The 988-nt window shown below is 35.6% G+C and carries 2 protein-coding genes; both read right to left on the reverse strand.

Features of this window, described 5'->3' with window-relative positions; all coding sequences use genetic code 11:
• Positions 1-399: 399 nt before the first annotated feature.
• The gene (locus tag BN3456_RS00300; RefSeq protein WP_024345227.1) at positions 400-678 is read right to left on the reverse strand and encodes a transposase; all 279 of its coding nucleotides are present in this window, start codon (positions 676-678) and stop codon (positions 400-402) included.
• 149 nt (positions 679-827) lie between these two features.
• Positions 828-988: IS3 family transposase (locus BN3456_RS00305; protein WP_141654471.1), on the reverse strand; the 161-nt coding region annotated here is incomplete at its 5' end.

A 988-nucleotide genomic window follows, 5' to 3' on the forward strand; every position in this document is an offset into this window, starting at 1 on the left:
TCTGAATCATCCAGAGATACTGGATAAATACCTGCCCTGGTCAAAAGAATTACCAGAAGAATGTAGGTTGATTCATAAGCATAAAAAATGCCTCAAGAAATGATAGGCTTAGTATAGCAGCATTGCGATAGAATTACACGACGCCATCTTTTGAAGCACTTACACATGGGATACCAGCCTCTTCAAGATCTCGCTGTATCTTAATAGCACCATAACGCCCCTTAGATCTGTTATAGTAAAATTGAACTTCATCACTAAATTTGTTGTAGTCAATTTCTCTTTGAGATGTAACATGATTGATTACAGCATAATAAGTACTGCGAGGAAACTTAAGTACCTTGCACATTTGTTTCACAGTATAATTATCAAGATTCGCTTGAATAAAGGACACGTACTCAGCTATTGATTTTTGGCAAATATGGCGGTAGCTTTTTTTAATATTTCATTCTCTATCTCTAGTTCCTTCATTTTCTTTTGAAGAGCCTTATACTCTTTCATAGAAATGGTTTCTGTTTCTGAAACCTGTACTGGAGAAAGAAGTTTTACCCAGGTAGAGATTGTGCCTTTTGGAACGCCATATTCGTTAGATAATTCTGTGATACCTTTACCAGCTTTATTACGCAGATCTACAATCTGCTGCTTGAATTCAGGGGTATAGGATTTTTGATTTTTTGCCATGATTGAACACTCCTTTATTATATTATAGAATGTTCAACTTTCCGTGTCCATAGTTATATACTAACACCAATAAGAGCTGCAGCTTATTGTCGATATCTTTTAATTGTGGACCTATGTCAATACATTGGACACAAAAAGTTGAACTTTTTTTATGCAACCTGAATAGCTTCATCCTCCATTTGCTGAGGTGTTTTATATCCAAGTGCACTGTGAATCCTCTGGCGATTATACCAGGATTCTATATACTCAAAGAGTGCCTTACGACATTCTTCAAAGTCTTGGTAAGTGTTAAGATAGATTTCTTCTTTCT

Source organism: Clostridium sp. C105KSO13 (assembly GCF_001517425.1).
In the GTDB taxonomy this organism is placed as follows: Bacteria; Bacillota; Clostridia; order Lachnospirales; family Lachnospiraceae; genus Muricomes.